The sequence below is a fragment of the Qipengyuania vulgaris genome, from assembly GCF_009827325.1.
Classification (GTDB): domain Bacteria; phylum Pseudomonadota; class Alphaproteobacteria; order Sphingomonadales; family Sphingomonadaceae; genus Qipengyuania; species Qipengyuania vulgaris.
This window is the reverse complement of sequence record NZ_WTYC01000002.1, coordinates 367,651-384,539: the sequence shown is the minus strand read 5'-3', so window position 1 is coordinate 384,539 and position 16,889 is coordinate 367,651. Positions and strand designations below refer to the sequence as shown.

Here is a 16,889-nt window from a genome sequence, read left to right as displayed (position 1 = left end):
AGCCGGGATGGAAAAGCTTGTATCGACCGAATGGCTTGCCGCCCGGCTAGGTGCGGATGATCTCGTAGTGCTGGATGCAACCACGCATCTGCCCGACAGTGGGCGCGATGCAGTAGAAGAGTTCGGGGCCGGCCATATCCCCGGTGCCCGGTTCCTCGATCTCGCCAGCTTCGTCGACACCGGGTCGGATGTCCCTAAGGCTTTGCCCACGTCGGCCCAATTTGCCGAGCGAATGGGCGAGCTCGGCATCGCCCCCGGCAGCCGCGTCGTGCTCTACGACGATAGCGCGATCAAGTCGTCCGCGCGTGCGTGGTTCATCCTCGACCGGTACGGCATCGACCAGGTGGCCATCCTTGACGGCGGGCTGGAAAAATGGCGCGGCGAGGGGCGCGAAGTTTCGCAGCGGATAGTCGATCACGCACCCCGGCACAGGGAAGAATCAACCCCGCGGCGCGACGTCAAATCCAAGGATGAAATGTTGGCCAATATTTCCCAGGGCGAGTGGCAGGTGGTCGATGCGCGCGATGCAGCCCGCTTCGAAGGCCGGGAAGGGAGCGGATCGCAGGGGCATATCCCCGGTGCGAAAAGCCTGCACTTCACAAGGCTGTTGAACGAGGACGGGACCTATAAATCCCCGGGCGCGATCCGTAGCGAATTCGAAAATGCGGGGATCGATCTGGTCCAGCCCGTCGTCACCACCTGCAATAGCGGAATGACTGCTTCGGTCCTGCTGTTCGGCCTAGAACTGCTCGGCAAGGAAGACAGCGCGCTGTATGACGGTAGCTGGCAGGAGTGGGGTGCGGACCCCGATACCCCCAAGCAAAGCGGGCAGGCGAGATGAATGGCCAAGGATAGCGGCGGCAAGCGATCGGCGGGCACACGTCTCGTGACGGGTGGCCGCTCGGGGGACTTTTCGGAGCACGTCGTCAATCCGCCCGTCTGGCGGGCCAGTACGCATCTTTATCGCGACTGTGCGGCGCTGCGCGAAGGGGTTAAGAGCAACGAGGACGGCAGTTTCTTCTACGGTCGGCGCGGCGCGCCAACGCAATGGGCACTGGCCGAGGCGCTGACCGATCTCGAACCGGGTGCCGAAGGCACGGTGCTGTATCCAAGCGGGGTTGCGGCGATCGTCGCAGCGCTAATGTCCGTCCTGCGCAGCGGCGATGTACTGCTCGTGGCTGACAACGCCTATGACCCTACGCGCAACACGGCGATGGGGCTGCTCAGGCAATTCGGCGTCGAGCATCGCTTTTTCGACCCGCTCAACGTTCCGGCCTACGAACAGGCCTTTTGCGAACGCACCAAGGCAGTGATGCTGGAAAGCCCCGGCAGTCTCACGATGGAAGTCTGCGACGTCCCAGCACTGACCCGCATTGCGCGCGACAAAGGGGCAGTGAGCCTTTTCGACAATACCTGGGCGACCTCGCTCGGATTGGCCGCGCTAGAACATGGCTGCGATATCTCGATCACTTCACTCACCAAGCATATCGGCGGCCACTCGGACCTTATGATGGGGGCCGCGAGTGCCGGGGAGCGATGGTATCGGCGGCTGCGCCGGACGGCTCAGCAACTCGGACACGTCGTTTCACCCGACGATGCGTCCCTTGCCCTGCGGGGCCTGAGGACGATGGGAGTGCGCCTGGAACGCGAAACCGCGAGTGCGCTGCGGATCGCCGAATGGTTGGGCCAGCGCGACGAGGTCGCTCATGTCCTGTGCCCGATGCTGCCCGGGGCGCCGGGACACGAACTCTGGGCGCGAGATTTCACCGGCGGGTGCGGATTGTTCAGTTTCGTCCTGAAGGGATCAGACGATGCCTCGCGCTGCCGGTTTATCGATGCTCTGGACCTGTTCGGTATCGGCTACAGTTGGGGCGGCTTCGAAAGCCTTGCTCTGCCCTTCGATGTCGATCCGGTCCGTTCGCGGATGGCGTGGCCGAAAAAGGGATGGGGGGTTGAGGACAAGCTCGGTATTCGCCTATCCATCGGCCTCGAAGATGTCGGCGAACTGATCGCCGACCTCGAACAGGCCTTCGCGGCTATGAAACAGGGATAGACGTGCAGGGCGAAACACCACCAGCAGACGCTCCAGCTGCCGAAACCACTCCGGTCGAGCAGGCGTGGAGCCTTGCGGAAGACGCGCCCGAAGAAAGCAGCGTTGCTGCTGCCGAGGGGATCAGGGAAGCGGTCAGCAGCCAGAACGAAACGGTCGGCTCGCTGCTCGATACGCTTGATGCTGTCGCGCTCAGCCTCGGTGACATGCGGATTTCGCTGTTCGACATAGTGATCGTCGCTGCCATCCTGTTCGGTGTAATATTCTTTGCCTGGTTCGCGAGCAGGCTCGCGCGCCGCGGAGTCCGGCGTTTCACCAAACTCGACGAAACCCAGCAGTTGCTGGCCGAGAAGATCCTCACCATCGTCGTCTGGTCGGCTGCCTTCTTCTTGGGCATCGACCTGCTGGGCATCGACTTGACGGCCCTTGCCGTATTTTCCGGCGCATTCGGCCTTGCCATCGGTTTCGGTCTCCAGAAGACCTTCGGCAACCTGATAGCGGGAATTATCCTGCTGATGGACAAATCGATCAAGCCCAGTGACGTGATTGCCGTCACCGACATGGCGGGAAACGAAACCTTCGGGCAAATCCGCAAGATCGGCGTGCGCGCCGTGTCCATTACCACGCGCGATCAGCGCGAATACCTGATTCCCAACGAGAACCTGATGATCAACCAGGTGGAGAACTGGTCCTACTCCTCCAAGAACGTGCGAATGCAGGTGCTCGTTGGGGTGAGCTACGAAGCGGACATGCATCTGGCCGAGGAGCTGATGCTCGAAGCCGCGAAGAGCTGCGAACGCGTGCTCAAGGCGCCGCCACCGACAGTCTGGATGAGTGAATATGGCGACAATTCCGTCAATTTCACGATCCATTGCTGGATCCGGGATCCCGAGGATGGAGTGGGCAATGTCCGCAGTGCGGTGCTCAAGAAACTGTGGTGGCTGTTCAAGGAACATGGGGTCGAAATTCCCTTCCCGCAGCGAGACATACATATCCGGTCGAGCGATCAGCTGGAGAGGTGGTTTGGGACCATGGCCGGGCAAAAGAGCGAGCCGAGGGACTAAATTCAATACGCCCGCATAGCGGGCCTCCGCACTAAAGCTGAGCTTCCGATGGGCGCAGCGGCGGTTTTGAAATATCGCCTATCACGCGCGACAGCTTCGATTTCAAAATTCGATCTACCGTCCCGGCTATTCATTCTGCTTGGCGCAAACGTGTGCCAGTCCGCAATTTGAAGACATGGCAAAGGACGGAACCATCTATCTCGTCGGTGCGGGACCGGGCGATCCCGATCTTCTTACCGTGCGCGCAGCGCGTCTGATCGAAGCAGCGCGCGTCATCGTCCATGACGGGCTTGTCGATCCTGCAATCCTCGATCTGGCGCACCCGGATGCCGAATTGATATCGGTCGCCAAACAACGCGCAAGGCACACGCTCCCGCAGGAGGAGATCAACCTTTTCCTGATTAGGATTGCACGAAGCGGGCAGGATGTCGTGCGTCTGAAGGGCGGCGACCCCTTCATTTTTGGTCGGGGCGGAGAAGAAGCGGAAGCTGCACGTGCTGCAGGCGTTGCCGTGGAAATCGTCCCCGGAATCAGTGCAGCGAACGGAGCGGCTGCTGCGGCGCAGATCGCGCTTACGCACCGCGATGCCTCTTCGATCGTCAGTTTCGTAGCCGGACAATGCAAGGGTCTGGCGGAGCAGGACTGGGCAGGTCTGGCAGGCAAGGGCCGCACGCTGGTGATCTATATGGGTGTTAAGACAGCGCCCCAAATCGCCGAAAAGCTGATGGCCGATGGCCTTTCTCCTGCGATGCCGGTGGCCGTGATCGAGAACGGCGCAAGGCCGTCGATGCGCGTATTGAGGTCTTCGTTGGCCGGGCTGCCGGACATGGTGGAACATGAGGCCGTGATCAGCCCTGCGCTGATCGTCATCGGTGAGGTAACTGCACGCGATAGCGCGCTTGCGTCGATTGCGATGGAGGCAGCGGTATGAGAATCCTCACTGGTAACGACCTGAAGAGTGGCGCAGTTACCTGGTGGACCGGAAGCGACTGGTCCTTACATGTCGAGGACGCAGTCGACGTTTCCGGGTGCGAGGATGAAACCGCCCGACGGGAAGAAGCTTCCAGGCGCGTCAATGTGCCCTATGCGATCGATGCCGAACTGCACGATGGCAAGCCGCGGCCCGCGCATATCAAGGACCGTGTTCGCGCATTGGGACCCACGGTGCGCCCCGACCTCACTCTCAAACCGGCCGATCCCGATATCGGTAACTGGGTGATCTGATGTATCTCTATGACCAATACGATCAGGCGATGGTCGATGCGCGGGTGGAAGAATTCCGCGATCAGGCGCGTCGCCGTCTCGAAGGCAAGCTGACCGAAGCGCAGTTCACGCCCTTGCGGCTGAAGAACGGCCTTTATCTGCAACTCCATGCGTACATGCTGCGTGTGGCAGTTCCCTATGGCACTCTGAACAGCCGCCAGATGCACGCGCTGGCCGACATCGCGGACAAATACGACCGCGGCTATGGTCACTTCACGACCCGCCAGAATATCCAGTACAACTGGATCAAGCTGGAAGAAGCCGCGGACATATTGGCGGATCTGGCCAAAGTGGAGATGCATGCCATCCAGACCAGCGGCAATTGCATCCGCAATATATCTTCTGATCATTTTGCGGGCGCCGCTAAGGATGAACTGGTCGACCCGCGCCCCTACGCCGAGCTGCTGCGCCAGTGGTCGAGCTTCCATCCCGAATTCAACGCGCTGCCCCGAAAGTTCAAGATCGCCGTGATCGCCAGCGATACCGATCGTGCCGCGATGCGGCTTCACGATATCGGCATCCACATCGTGGAGCACGGCGGCGAACTCGGCGCGGCATTCTATGTCGGCGGCGGCATGGGCCGCACCCCAATGATTGCGCCTTGCATCAAGGAGTTCGTTCCGCTCTATCAGCTGGTGACTTATACCGAAGCGTGCCTGCGGGTTTATAACCGCGAAGGTCGTCGGGATAACAAGTACAAGGCGCGTATCAAGATCCTCGTCCATGAGATGGGCGCAGAGGCATATACAAAGGCCGTCGACGCCGAATTCGAACACATGCTGGGTCAGGGTATCGAACCGCCCTTCGCCGAACTCGAACGTATTCGAACCTTCTTTCAGGACCCGCCGTTCGAGGAAGATGCGAATGGTGAGATTGATCGCAGCGATCCGGACTTCGCGCTTTGGGTCGATCGCAACACGGTTTCGCACAAGACCGAAGGTTATGCGTCTGCCGTTATTAGTCTGAAGCCCGTCGGCGGGATTCCGGGTGATGCAACCTCGGATCAGATGCGCCTGATGGCGGACTTAGCGAAGGCGTACAGCTTCGACGAACTGCGCGTCATGCACACGCAGAACATCGTTCTGCCGCATGTCCGCAAAGCTGATCTTCACACGCTGTGGACCGCGTTGGAAGAAGCTGGTCTGGGCAGCCCGAACCTCGATACTGTCGAGGACATTATTGCTTGCCCGGGGCTCGACTATTGCAGCCTCGCCAATGCCCGATCGATTCCGGTGGCGCAGAAGATTTCGGAGCGTTTTTCCGCAAGCGGCAAGACCGAGGCTCTGGGCCAGCTCAAGCTCAAGATCTCCGGCTGCATCAACGCCTGCGGTCATCACCATGCCGGTCACATCGGCATCCTCGGCGTCGATCGCAAAGGCGTCGAGAACTACCAGTTGCTCCTCGGCGGAAGCGAGGCAGAAGATGTCAGCCTGGCCAAGATTACCGGCCCCGGGTTCGACGAGGCAGGCATCGTCGATGCGGTGGAAACCGCCGCAGACGTCTACCTTCGCGAACGCGAGGACGGCGAACGCTTCCTCGATACCTATCGCCGTATCGGCATGAACCCGTTCAAGGAGGCGCTTTATGGCTGATCTATCGTTCGAAAACGATCGCCTGATCCGCTACCGCGAAGACGATCCCGTCGATCATGGGGCAGTGACTGTCGATTCATTCCTCGACCAGTCGTCTGCAAGCGCCGTCCGGGTGGAGCCTGGCGATGATGCGCGCGAGTTGATCCCCCATCTCGAACGCCTTGCCCTCGTCGAAGTCAACTTCCCCTCTTTCGGCGATGGGCGAGGCTACTCCTCGGCAAGGTTGTTGCGTGAAGCGGGCTATGAAGGCGAATTGCGCGCAGTGGGCGATGTGCTGGTCGACCAGGTCGCCTATATGCGGCGCTGCGGCTTCGACGCCTTCGACCCGGACGCGCCGATTGAAGAGAGCGATCTGGAAGCCGCATTGTCGCGGTGGCCCGAGGTTTATCAATCGGCGGCGGACCCAACCACGCCGATCTGGAACAAGAGGCACGGGTGAACGAACTGCGTGCGATAGATCGTATCGACACCGGACCGCGGTTCACCGAGCAGGATGCTATCCGGCTCAATCGCATGTTCCGCGGAAGCGATACCGATGAATGGCTTGCTGCGGTTTTGGAGGGAAATCTCGTTGGAGATATTGCCATCGTCTCCAGTTTCGGAGCCGAAAGCGCGGCACTGCTCCATCTGGTATCGCAAATAGATGCGTCGGTTCCTGTTCTCTTCCTCGAGACGGGAAAGCACTTTCCCGAGACTCTCGCCTATCGCGACTTGCTGACTGATCGGTTGGGGCTGAATCTCGTCAACGTCTATCCCGATCTCGAAGACCTGCAGTCGCGCGATGAAAGCGGACTGCGCTGGTCTTATGACCCTGACGGTTGCTGTGAGCTGCGCAAAGTTCGTCCGCTCGAAAAGGCGCTATCCGGTTTCGATGCCAGTCTGACCGGCCGGAAAGCATTCCAGTCTTCGACCCGCGCAAACCTTCCGCGTTTCGAGATCGACACTTCGGACGCACAAGGCAGGTTCAAGATAAACCCGCTTATCGATTGGAACGCGGATCGCATCGCCGCCTATTTCGAAGAGCACGACCTGCCACGGCACCCTCTGGTCGATCGCGGCTTCACTTCCATCGGCTGTTCGCCGTGCACGCGCCCCGTCGCGCCGGGGGAAGATCCCCGCGCCGGTCGCTGGGCAGGATGGGACAAGGTCGAATGCGGCATCCACAAACCGGGCGAGGAGCCGTTCCTATAGTCCAGGATCAAGGGCACCGGGCCGCATTGGCGCCGATGCCCTCGCAAGGCTAGCTATCCTTCCGAGCGTTCGACCGTCGAGGTTTCGCCCTCAGGGTTGGTCGAGAACCAGACGCCGTCCTCACCGATGCCCTCGGTGTTGCATTGCTGGCCTTCGGGTTCTTCGGCCTCACGGTATTCCTCGTCGACCGTGTAACAATATTGCTGGGGGGACTTCTGCTCCCAAGTGCCGGTCTCGACGACTTCGCCGTCTGCATCGGTCTGGACGTAAGTGCCGTCTGCCCTCACGTCTTCGGTGAATACCGTACCCTCTTCCAGCGTGATCGTGTATAGGCCGGGTGCCGGGTTGCCATCGGCGGCCAACGGCTCCGCGGGTTCGGGCGTTGATGTCTCCAAGGCAGGTGCGGCTTCTTCGTCCTCGGCCTGCGAACAGCCCGCAATCGCCAGCGAGCTGGCAAGAATCAATAGCATCCTCATGAAATCCTCCAATCGCGACCCATGACGAACAGGCGGAGTTTTCCGCTCACGACTCGCGACCGAGCGCCGGAGGTTAGGCGCAATCCCGAATAAGACAATCGGCATTTATCAGTCGGATTTTTGCTCCGGGTTTTCCTTAGTATGCGCTGCCAACTTGCCGAAATTGGCTTGGCGAACGGACCGGGCGTCTTCGTCGTAGAGAAACGGAAGAAAAGCGTAACGCTTGCCTTTCGACACAGGTGTTGCCTCGTGCAGCAACGAGCAGGAAAAAACCACAGCTCCACCAGTTTGCGCACGGTAGGTGCGGCCTCCAAACTCTGGAAAGCGCAGGTCACCTCCTTCATATTCTCCTGCGTTGAGGTTGATCGTCACCGCAAAGCGGCGATGCGCCGTGCCGAAAGTCGTGTTGTCGCGGTGTGGGCGGAAGTGGCCTCGCCCGGCTTCATAACAGGCCACGATGTGGCGCTCGATCCGAGTGGCCTTGAAGGCGAAAGCACGCTCGATTGCAGGTGCGATCCGGCGAGCTATGCGCTGTGAAAGCAGCTGGATCAGCTTCGGGTCCTCAATGGTCGTATCGCGGCGCTGCTTGAAGTCATCGTCGAGAATGTGCGTGGTCATCCCCTTCACGTCGCGCATGAAGCCAGAAGGCGTGCCGCCGTCGCGTTCGTAAAGAGAGATCAGGTGCTTGCAGATCGTTTCGTCGAAAACGTCCGGAACGGTTAGTACGGGCGCCCAGCGATCGACCACGTCCTTGGTCCTACGCTTCAGTTCGGCAATCGCCTCAATACCCTTATCCAATGGGTAGCGACCAATAATCCGCAATTCGCGATCGAGCAGTATCCAGAAGGGTTTCAAACGCTGATCCCGATCGGAGGCCCCGTAAAGCCGGCTTACCGACTGGTCGAAATCGAGAAAATGGCGAACGCCGGGCAGGCTTTGCTCGATTCTCCTTTCGGAGACGTCCGTGGGATCGGTCGTGATGCCGAAAAAGCAGGCGTTTTCATCATCGAACAGCTCGCGATGTTTCTGCACCAAACCCAGAGCAGCCTTGGCTTCGGATTGGCGCGCCGTGCCATGAAACAGCATGAGCACATGGCGTCCGCCTATCGAATGGAAAGCGTACCGGTCGGAACCCGATAACGCCTTGGCGTGGAACCAAGGTGCATAATCTCCAGGCAAAGGCGGGGCGGGATGCGAGGTCATGCGGTGACCCTATAGATGGCATTGCACGACCGCAATTGCGTCAAAGCCAGCCCTCGCGTCTGTACCAGCGTGCGGTTGAGGCGAGGCCAGCAGGTCCGTCGATGCGCGGGGACCAGATATTGGGCGGAACGGCGCGTTCAGGGCGACAGACCCAGTCGGGATGGACCATATATCCGACCCTGTCGGGAGTGAGCTTGGCCCGGTCGCCCCTGACCAGGCGGTCAGAGCGGGCTGCGAGCGCAAGCAACGTCTTGGGCAGGTGGGGCGTAAGCACCTTCTTGCCCACAGCGGTGCCGATAAGCCTTGCCAACTCCCCGTGTTCATAGCCGCCCGAACGTCCGTCGTCCGGTTCCAGCTTGGCGCCCGTTGCGACCCCACCATGGGCGAGCGCAAGCAGGCATTCCGCAAGATCATCGACATGGATGAGCGACGTGCGACCCTTGGGGGGTACCGGTACGATGCCGTATTTGGCGGAGCGGAAGAGCTCGAACATATCCTTGTCGCGCGGGCCGTAAACTGCGGGGGGACGCACGATGGTCCAATCGAGTCCGCTGGTTTCGACATAGGCTTCCGCTTTCGCCTTGGATGCGCCGTAGAGCGACAGCTTCGGTTCTCGTGCAGACAGCGAAGAGGTGAAGATGAAGCGCTCAATTGGGCTGGAACGCAGGGTGTTCAGTAGCGCAGTCGTACCCTCGACATTGGCGATCTCGAACTCTTTCGGGTCGGGGGCATTCGTCAGTCCCGCGACATGGACTACGCTGTCTGCGCCTTCGACAAGCCGTGCAAGCGACGCCTTGTCAGAGAGACTTCCTTCTACCCATGTCACTCCCTCTCGCGGCTCCTGCGCGCGGCGGGTCAGCGCCCGAACTTCCACACCCTGACGCGATCCAGCATCGAGCACGGCCTGCCCCACGAAGCCTGTCGCTCCGGTCAGAGCAATAATCATCCGCGCACCATATGGTCGCGATGGATGATCGCGGCACGCGGTGCGTACCCGAGCCTCTCGGCCTGCTCTTCCTCGCGAAGGCCCAGAATAGCGCGGCATTCGGAAGCAGTATATTCGACGAGGCCCTGGCCGAGCCTTTCCCCCTTGGCCCCGAAGATCGCGACAAGGTCGCCGCGCCGGAAGTCTCCTTCGACATCGGTCAGGCCAGCGGCTAGCAGGCTGGCGCCTTTCGCCAACGCCTTGGTGCAACCCTCGTCAACGCTGAGCACGCCGGCAGGGGCCAGGCGGCCGGACAGCCATGCCTTGCGCGCATTCTCGTCACCCTGGGCAAGGAACAGCGTCCCGCGGTTGGCGTTCACCGCCTCGGCAATAGGTGCATCGTGCTTGCCGTTGATGATGGCGAGCGCAATCCCGGCGCGCTCGGCAATTCGCGCTGCCTGCAGCTTGGCCAGCATGCCGCCCGAGCCGAGGCCCGATGAGGACTCCTTCGTCGCCATGGCGATAATCTCGGGGGTGACACCCTCAACGGTGGAGATGAGTTCTGCGTCCGGTTCCTTCGGATCCCGATCGTAGAGGCCGTCTACGTCGGAAAGGAGCAGCACGGCATCTGCCTTCGCTGCCTGAGCGACGCGCGCCGCCAGCCGATCATTGTCTCCGAACCGTATCTCTTCCGTCGCGACGCTGTCGTTCTCATTGACCACGGGGATCGCGCCCGCCTCGATCAACCGGTCCAGCGTTGCAGCAGCGTTGAGATAGCGCCGACGATCTTCGAGATCGCCAAGTGTCACCAGCATCTGGGCAGCGACGATATCGTGCTTGCCGAGCATTTCTGACCACAGGCGCGCCAGTTCGACTTGTCCGACCGAGGCCGCAGCCTGGGCATCGGCGAGGCTACCTCGCCCACCTTTCGCGAGGCCAAGCTTGGCAGCACCGAGAGCGATTGCGCCCGAAGACACCACGATCACTTGCGTCCCGCGCGTTCTCAGGTCGGTAATTTCTGAGGCAAGTGTCGCCAGCCAGCCCGACCGCGCCTCGCCCCCTTCGATCAGCAACGCCGAGCCGACCTTGATCACGAGGCGCTTTGCCCCGACCAGTCCGGAGAGCGTATCGATAGTCATGCGGTCAGATGGGCGACCAGTCAGGAGCTTCGTCCTCGTCTTCGACCTCTTCCGCGTGGGTTTCGGTCGAAGTGCGATCGGGTAGATAGCTAAGAATTGAATCGAGCAATTCCTCGATGCCCGAGCCTGTGGCTCCCGATATCGAGAAAACCTTTTCCGCCCCCGCTTCCAGCAATTCGTCGGCGAAGGCCTTGCCCAGTTCCTCGTCTGCGAGGTCAAGCTTGTTGAGCGCGACCAGTTGCGGCTTGTCGAGAAGCCCCGCACCGTAAGCCTCAAGCTCCGAATTGACTGTACGATAGGCGTCCGCCGGGTCGTCCCCGGCGATGTCGATCAGATGGATCAGCACGCGGCAACGTTCGATATGGCCCAGGAATCGGTCGCCGATACCTGCGCCTTCTGCAGCGCCTTCGATCAGGCCGGGAATATCGGCGAGCACGAATTCGCGGCCCTTGTGGCGCACTACGCCCAGTTTGGGCACCAAGGTGGTAAAAGCATAATCACCCACCTTGGCCTTGGTATTGGTCACTTGGTTGATGAAGGTGCTCTTGCCCGCATTGGGCAGACCGAGAAGCCCGACATCGGCAAGCAGCTTGAGGCGCAGCCAGACCCACATTTCCTCGCCCGGAACGCCTGGCTGGTGCTGGCGAGGGGCGCGGTTGGTGCTGCTCTTGTAGCTGGCGTTGCCTCGGCCGCCCATACCGCCTTCCAGGAAAACCATTTCCTGTCCGACCTCGGTGAAATCGGCGAGGATTTCTTCCTTGTCCTCGGATAGGACCTGCGTACCGACTGGCACGTCGATGACGAGATCGGGAGCGCCTGCGCCGGTACGGTCACGGCCCATGCCGTGCTTCCCGCGCTGCGCCTTGAAATGCTGCGAATATCGGAAATCGATCAGCGTGTTGAGGCCCTGAACGGCACGAAATACAATGTCGCCGCCCTTCCCGCCATTGCCGCCGTCCGGGCCGCCGTATTCGATATACTTCTCACGCCGGAAGCTGACGGCGCCGGGGCCGCCTCCGCCGGACTTGAGGTAGATTTTTGCCTGATCGAGGAAGTGCATGGAATGCGCCCTAATCGCTTTTTTGGCGGAAGGCGAGCGATCCGGTCACGGCTGCCATAGGCGGCCCGTTGGTACATCTGCCGGACCTCCGTATTCTTGATATGAACCCAGTTTGTTCTCACAAAGTTCCAAGCATTCTCAAAGGAACTCGATTCGATGCAAGCCGATTTCAGCTATGAGCTCGTTTTTGACAGCGCCGGTTTCCAGCTCGCGATAACGATTCTGGCCGATCGGGAGCCGGTAGGAGGGCAGTTGCGTGAAGATGCCGAAGCAGCCGGATTCCGGATTTTGGAGTGCTGCAGCCTCGATGAGTTCGCGTCTGGCGCGTCAGGTGCACTGGGCGATCTGGTGCTGGTGGATTGCGCAGAGGCTGATGCGGCTGTCGTCGCGCTCCTTTCGCGGCTCGATATGCGTGCAGGCAAGTCGGGTGCGCAGATCGTCGTCTCGACCACGATGGCATCGCTCGATGCAGTATTCGGCTGTTTCGCGATGTCGGGCGCACAGATACTCGTCGATCCCTGCCGTGCCGAAAGGGTAATCGCGATTGGCCGCGTGCTCGCGCATGTGCCCAATCTGCGGTTGCGCGAACTGGCCGAGGAAGATCGGCTGATGCTCCTTCGCCTGACCGAACAGGTGGGCAAGATTGCCGAACGGCTCGAAGGTTTGTCGCCGGGCCAGCGAGAGGGCGGCGGAGCTTTCCGGTTCGAATCGCCAACTCAGACTTTTGCGCAGCAGGGAGAAGAATATTCCGCGTCGCGAGAGAAACCTCCCCAGCTTCCGGCAGGCGACCGTATTCGCAGGATGATTCAGGCACGACAGTTACGGGCTAGGTTCTTCGATGCCGAACTGTTTGCGGACCCGGCTTGGGACATTCTGCTCGATCTCGCGGCTGCGAAGTCGGAACGGCGAAGGGTCAGCGTCACTTCGCTCTGCATCGCGGCGGGCGTTCCGGCGACAACGGGTTTGCGCTGGATCAGTCAGATGGTGGATGCGGGCTTGCTCGTACGCATACCTGACCCGCACGATCGTCGCCGTGCGCACATTGCTCTGGATGACACCACAGTCGACGCCATGGCGCGCTACTTCGAAGCGATCGGCGTTACGGCGGAAGAGTTGCTGGCGGTCTAGATCGACCGGCGAAGGATTACGGTCAGGCCGCTTGTTGGCTCGTCGCCTAGCAGGGGCTGCCGCTGGGCATCGGCTCGGGCTCGCACGAGTATGGCTTCCGGGATCGCCGGGTCGTGAAGCACGGTGTCGGCTCTGCCCAATAGCCGAGCTTGCTTGAGGGTCAGGTCTTCCGGATCGTCGCTTGTCAGGATGAACTCGAAAATCGCCGGTTGGTCTTCTGCCGTACCGAATTCAATCCACGCATCGATATGAGATGCGGACTCTGCTTGAAGCACATCGAGCGGGCCTCCTTCTTCGAGGGCCCGGTCAAGCGCGCTGCGCCGCATGTCGCCATCGGGCCATCGAGCACGCAGTTTTTCACGCATCGCGGAAAGCCCGCTCGCAAGGCCGCCGATCGACTGAGGGATAAGCCCCTCGAGCCGCAGCCGAAGATGCTTTGCCAAACCTGCCGAAGCGCCGCCCGTGCTGATAGCGACGAGCACCGGTTCGCGGTCCAGGATGCTGGGCAGCGTGAAGTCGCACAATTCCGGACGGTCGGCGACGTTGACGAGCAGCCCCGCGCGTTTCAGGCGCAGGGCCGCAGCCTCTGCCGCCCGCTCGTCCTCCAATGCAACGAAGGCAAGCTTCGCATGGTGTGCCTCGGTTTCCGCGCAAACGATGCCGCCTGCACGTTCCACCAGGCGAGCTTTTGCTGCCGCCATCCCGCCCGAGCCGACGACGACAACCCGCTCGCCCGCGATTCGGTGGAACAGCGGCAGCGAGTGCATCAGCCTTCCAGCCAGTCGGGTACGCGTTCGGCGTCCATGATCGCATCTGCCGGGATGCGGTCGGCCACTACGGCGTGCCGATCACCATCCACCAGCACCTCCGCCACGAACCCGCGCGAATTGTAGCTCGAGGCCATGGTCGCGCCATACGCGCCCGCGGTACGGAATATGGCAAGATCGCCCGGGACCAGAGCATCGCATTCGCGGTCCATGGCGAAAGTGTCGCCGGTCTCACAGATCGGCCCGACGATATGCGCGATCGTTCTCTCGCCGGTCGGCTGCACCGCTTCGAAATCGTGCCACGCGCCATACATGGCGGGGCGTGCCAGATCGTTCATCGCGGCATCGACCACGACGAATGGCCGCTCGATCCCGCGTTTCACGCGCACGACGCGCGTCAGCAACACGCCGGCATTTCCGGCAATCACGCGGCCGGGTTCGAACACCAGCCGCACGTCCCAGCCTTTGGTGACCCGCGCCACCATCGCGCCATACTCGGCAGGGGCGGGAAGCTCCTCGCCCGCCTTGTATGGTACACCGAGCCCCCCGCCGAGATCGGCATGGGTCACGCTGCATCCGACATTGCGCAGTTCCCCGATCAGCGTGCCGACCTTGGTGAAGGCTGTTTCAAGGGGCTCGAGATCGGCCAGCTGGCTGCCGATATGCACCGCTATGCCGCGCATATCGAGCCCGTCTTCCTTTGCTAGAGCGGTGTAGATTTCCGTAGCCCGATCAAGCGGGACGCCGAACTTGTTCTCGCGCTTGCCAGTCGAAATCTTTTCATGGGTGCGCGCATCGACATCCGGATTGACCCGCAGGGCGCAGGCCGCCTGCTTGCCGAAGCGCCGCGCGATCGCAGCGAGTTCGTAGCCCTCTTCCTCGCTCTCGATGTTGAACTGGCCGATCTCCTGTTCGAGACCTTGCTGGAGTTCGGCATGGGTCTTTCCGACACCGGAAAAAACGATGTCCTCCGGCTTCATGCCGGCAGCCAGCGCACGGGTCAGTTCGCCGCCGGAAACCACGTCGGCCCCGTAGCCCTCGTTCGCCAGCACGCGCAGTACGGCAAGGTTCGGATTGGCTTTCACCGCAAAGGCGATGTGCGGATCCTTCAGGCCCGAAAGGGCATCGCGGAATACACGGGCATGGCGTGCCAACGTGGCGCGGGAATAGACATAGACAGGGGTGCCGACCTCGTCGGCGATAGCGGGAAGCGGCACATCCTCGGCGTGCAGGATGCCGTCACGAAGCTGGAAATGGTCCATGCGTGCGCCTCTGCCGAATCCGGGGCGCGAAGTCTAACAAGCTGTGCTTTGCGACCGGAAATTCACTCCGGCGGGAGGTCGAACGGATCGTCTTCGCGCTCTTCGGAGCGGGTGCGAAGTTCCACCGACCGGTCCGGCGCAGCCTGGGGATCCAGCGCCAGCAATTCCGCCGCATCGGGCTGCACCTCGGCCCCATAGGGTTTGGGCGGCAGTGTTTCGCCCGCGACCGGGGTCAGTTCGACCTTCTGGCCGCAGGCGGTCAGCGCGATGGCAAAGCCAAGGGCTGCGATTTTACGCATATCGATCAGAACTCCTCCAGCCGCTTGCGGGCGGCTTCGACCTGCTCCCTAACACGGACCGGTGCAGTCCCGCCATAGGAAGACCGGGCCGCTACGGAGGCATCCACTGACAATGCCTCGAATACGCGCTCGTCGATCCGTTCGTCGATGCCCTTGAGGTCGCCGATTGAAAGTCCATCGAGCGCAACGCCCTTCTCATCTGCCAATTTCACGGCAGCGCCGGTAATGTGATGCGCCTCGCGGAACGGAATGTCAGCCTGCCGGACGAGCCAGTCGGCCAAGTCTGTGGCAGTTGCGTGGCCAGCCTCTGCAGCCTTGCGCATCCTTGCCGTGTCGAACCCGCTATCGGCGACCATGCCTGCCATTGCGGCAAGGCTGAGATCGAGCAGGCTCGCTGCCTCGAATACCGGCGGCTTGTCGTCCTGCATGTCCTTCGAATAGGCGAGCGGAAGCCCCTTCATCGTGACCATCAGGCTGGTTACGCATCCGATTATCCGCCCGGCATGGCCACGCACAAGCTCGGCCGCATCGGGGTTGCGCTTTTGCGGCATGATACTGCTGCCGGTGGAGAGGGCATCGGGCAATTTGACGAAACCGAAGGGCTGGCTCGCCCAGATAATGAACTCCTCGGCGAGACGGCTGAGATGAAGCGAGCACTGGCTTGCCGCCATCAGGTAATCGAGCGCGAAGTCGCGGTCCGAGACAGCGTCGAGACTGTTTCGGGTAGGCCGAGCGAAACCCAGCGCCTGTGCGGTCATTTTTCGGTCGAGATCGAAACCAGTTCCTGCCAGCGCGGCCGACCCAAGCGGGCATTCGTCCATCCGCGCCAGCGCATCGGCGAAGCGCGAGCGGTCGCGCGCCAGCATCTCGAAATAGGCAAGCAGGTGATGCCCGAGCGTCACTGGCTGCGCCGTCTGAAGGTGCGTGAAACCGGGCATGATGCTGGCGGCGTGTTCGTCGGCCCGCTCGATCAGCGCTGAGAGGACGGCGTCGATCCCGGCAACGGCGCGCCGCATTGCGCTGCGGGCCCAAATGCGGAAATCGGTTGCCACCTGATCGTTGCGGCTACGCGCGGTGTGGAGGCGGCCGGCCACCGGCCCGACAATCTCGGTCAGCCGGGATTCGACGGTCATGTGGATGTCTTCGAGATCCCAATCCACAGGGACCCCGTCACGCTCGTATTCTGCAGCGATTTGATGAAGGCCCTCATCTATCGCCTTTGCGTCCGCCTCGCTCACGATACCCTGCTTCGCCAGCATCGCGACATGCGCACGGCTCCCCGCGATATCCTCGCGCCACAGAGCCTTGTCGAATGGGATTGAGGCGTTGATTTCGCGCATGATCGCGCTAGGTCCTTCGGCAAACCTTCCGCCCCACATACTGTTGGAGCCCGAATTGTCCCGCTTGTCGCTCACGTTTGCCTGTGTCCTCGGTCTTTTCGTTGCGGCCTGCGATAGGAGCGCGCCGGAA

Annotated in this window: 18 protein-coding genes; 9 read left to right on the top strand and 9 right to left on the bottom strand. The window is 61.4% G+C overall.

From position 1 onward, the window contains the following. Positions 1-7 precede the first annotated feature (7 nt). The 8 genes from GRI69_RS06310 (at position 8) to GRI69_RS06275 (ending at position 7,160) form a co-directional block, all read left to right on the top strand. Complete coding sequence (locus tag GRI69_RS06310) at positions 8-841, top strand: sulfurtransferase (RefSeq protein ID WP_160727407.1); 834 nt, start codon at positions 8-10, stop codon at positions 839-841. Beyond that, on the top strand, positions 842-2,053 hold the full coding sequence (gene metC, locus GRI69_RS06305; RefSeq protein ID WP_160727406.1) for a cystathionine beta-lyase: 1,212 nt from the start codon (positions 842-844) through the stop codon (positions 2,051-2,053). Between the two features lie 2 nt (positions 2,054-2,055). Next, on the top strand, positions 2,056-3,114 hold the full coding sequence (locus GRI69_RS06300) for a mechanosensitive ion channel domain-containing protein (protein WP_160727405.1): 1,059 nt from the start codon (positions 2,056-2,058) through the stop codon (positions 3,112-3,114). 175 nt (positions 3,115-3,289) lie between these two features. Beyond that, a complete protein-coding gene (cobA, locus tag GRI69_RS06295; RefSeq protein ID WP_160727404.1) occupies positions 3,290-4,045 on the top strand; it encodes a uroporphyrinogen-III C-methyltransferase in 756 nt (251 codons plus the stop codon). After that, positions 4,042-4,338: a DUF2849 domain-containing protein gene (locus GRI69_RS06290; RefSeq protein ID WP_160727403.1), complete on the top strand. Its 297-nt coding sequence runs from the start codon at positions 4,042-4,044 to the stop codon at positions 4,336-4,338. The genes cobA and GRI69_RS06290 overlap by 4 nt, the downstream gene beginning before the upstream one ends. Continuing rightward, positions 4,338-5,969, top strand: a complete 1,632-nt coding sequence (locus tag GRI69_RS06285) for a nitrite/sulfite reductase (protein WP_160727402.1) — start codon at positions 4,338-4,340, stop codon at positions 5,967-5,969. The genes GRI69_RS06290 and GRI69_RS06285 overlap by 1 nt, the downstream gene beginning before the upstream one ends. Continuing rightward, a complete protein-coding gene (locus tag GRI69_RS06280; RefSeq protein ID WP_160727401.1) occupies positions 5,962-6,408 on the top strand; it encodes a DUF934 domain-containing protein in 447 nt (148 codons plus the stop codon). The genes GRI69_RS06285 and GRI69_RS06280 overlap by 8 nt, the downstream gene beginning before the upstream one ends. Next, on the top strand, positions 6,405-7,160 hold the full coding sequence (locus tag GRI69_RS06275; protein WP_337191035.1) for a phosphoadenylyl-sulfate reductase: 756 nt from the start codon (positions 6,405-6,407) through the stop codon (positions 7,158-7,160). The genes GRI69_RS06280 and GRI69_RS06275 overlap by 4 nt, the downstream gene beginning before the upstream one ends. Positions 7,161-7,213: 53 nt before the next feature. Here the strand turns inward: GRI69_RS06275 and GRI69_RS06270 are convergent, their stop codons facing one another. From GRI69_RS06270 to obgE, 5 genes are all read right to left on the bottom strand, one after another. After that, on the bottom strand, positions 7,214-7,636 hold the full coding sequence (locus GRI69_RS06270) for a hypothetical protein (protein WP_160727400.1): 423 nt from the start codon (positions 7,634-7,636) through the stop codon (positions 7,214-7,216). Positions 7,637-7,744: 108 nt separating this feature from the next. Beyond that, the gene (locus tag GRI69_RS06265) at positions 7,745-8,839 is read right to left on the bottom strand and encodes a 2OG-Fe(II) oxygenase (RefSeq protein WP_160727399.1); all 1,095 of its coding nucleotides are present in this window, start codon (positions 8,837-8,839) and stop codon (positions 7,745-7,747) included. A 40-nt stretch (positions 8,840-8,879) separates the two neighbouring features. Then, the gene (locus GRI69_RS06260) at positions 8,880-9,785 is read right to left on the bottom strand and encodes an NAD-dependent epimerase/dehydratase family protein (protein WP_160727398.1); all 906 of its coding nucleotides are present in this window, start codon (positions 9,783-9,785) and stop codon (positions 8,880-8,882) included. After that, entirely contained in the window at positions 9,782-10,903 is a 1,122-nt protein-coding gene (gene proB / locus GRI69_RS06255; protein ID WP_160727397.1) for a glutamate 5-kinase, read from the bottom strand. Before proB ends, GRI69_RS06260 begins: the two co-directional genes overlap by 4 nt. Positions 10,904-10,907: 4 nt before the next feature. Continuing rightward, entirely contained in the window at positions 10,908-11,963 is a 1,056-nt protein-coding gene (gene obgE / locus GRI69_RS06250) for a GTPase ObgE (protein WP_160727396.1), read from the bottom strand. Positions 11,964-12,119: 156 nt separating this feature from the next. Between obgE and GRI69_RS06245 the strand changes: the two genes are divergently transcribed. Next, entirely contained in the window at positions 12,120-13,091 is a 972-nt protein-coding gene (locus tag GRI69_RS06245; RefSeq protein WP_160727395.1) for a MarR family winged helix-turn-helix transcriptional regulator, read from the top strand. On the opposite strand, the gene GRI69_RS06240 is transcribed toward GRI69_RS06245, so the two are convergent. From GRI69_RS06240 to argH, 4 genes are all read right to left on the bottom strand, one after another. Next, a complete protein-coding gene (locus GRI69_RS06240; RefSeq protein ID WP_160727394.1) occupies positions 13,088-13,858 on the bottom strand; it encodes a precorrin-2 dehydrogenase/sirohydrochlorin ferrochelatase family protein in 771 nt (256 codons plus the stop codon). The two genes, GRI69_RS06245 and GRI69_RS06240, sit on opposite strands and share 4 nt — an antisense overlap. Beyond that, entirely contained in the window at positions 13,858-15,120 is a 1,263-nt protein-coding gene (lysA, locus tag GRI69_RS06235) for a diaminopimelate decarboxylase (RefSeq protein ID WP_160727393.1), read from the bottom strand. Before lysA ends, GRI69_RS06240 begins: the two co-directional genes overlap by 1 nt. Before the next feature lie 62 nt (positions 15,121-15,182). Then, positions 15,183-15,419, bottom strand: coding sequence for a hypothetical protein (locus GRI69_RS06230; protein WP_160727392.1), 237 nt, complete (start codon positions 15,417-15,419; stop codon positions 15,183-15,185). 5 nt (positions 15,420-15,424) lie between these two features. Beyond that, the gene (gene argH, locus GRI69_RS06225) at positions 15,425-16,798 is read right to left on the bottom strand and encodes an argininosuccinate lyase (RefSeq protein WP_160727506.1); all 1,374 of its coding nucleotides are present in this window, start codon (positions 16,796-16,798) and stop codon (positions 15,425-15,427) included. Between the last annotated feature and the right edge of the window lie 91 nt (positions 16,799-16,889).